General features: G+C 68.4%; 1 protein-coding gene. It reads right to left on the minus strand.

Translation table 11 applies throughout. From position 1 onward, the window contains the following. A partial coding sequence (locus GRC12_RS47200; RefSeq protein ID WP_439959966.1) for an ATP-binding protein occupies nucleotides 1-336 on the minus strand: 336 nt, incomplete at its 3' end. Nucleotides 337-696: the final 360 nt, after the last annotated feature.

The following is a 696-nucleotide window of genomic DNA, read 5'->3' on the forward strand; positions in this document are numbered from 1 at the left end:
ACCTGGCGCTGCAGCAGACCCTTCTTGATCGGGAAGTGCTTCTGCAGTCCCGTCACCTTCAGCAGGGTCTCGCCGGCGGCGGCGTCCTTGGTGAGGGTGGCACCGTCGCTCTTCGCGGGGCGAACGGACCAGGCGGACACCGATGGGGCCGGTGGCATGTCTCAGGGAGTTGGTCACCAGCTCGCTGACCAGCAGGGCGGTGAGGTCACCGAGGACGTCCAGGCGCCAGGTGTGGAGCTGGCCGCGGACCGCCGTGCGGGCGGTTCTGACGGCGTCCGGTTCCGCGGGAAAGGTCCACTCGGCGCAGTCGCCTTCGGTGTCGATCACGCCGATCACTTCCCGGGCCAGGAGCTCGCCCCACGCATGTCCGGTTTCGTGGGGTTAATGGGCACATACCCGATATCCAGGGGGCAGTACCGCCCATGGGGGCGCACTGTGGCACGAACGGCGTACAGGGGGATCGAGCACGTCCATCGAGTTCGTCTAGAAGGCTGCTGAAAATCTTGTTGTGGGGCTGTCCGGCCGGAGGCCGGGCGGCTCTTTTCGCTATGCGGTGGCCGGGGTGAGGCGCCAGGTGCCGCTGGTGCGGGTGAGTCCGAGGTTGACCAGTCGGCGGAGGTTGAGGGCGGCGGCGCGGTGGTGGAGCCAGAGGTTGTTGGCGATGATGCCGCGGTGCGGGACGCGGCGGTTGCCGCC

This window comes from Streptomyces griseorubiginosus, assembly GCF_017614965.1.
GTDB lineage: Bacteria > Actinomycetota > Actinomycetes > Streptomycetales > Streptomycetaceae > Streptomyces > Streptomyces griseorubiginosus_B.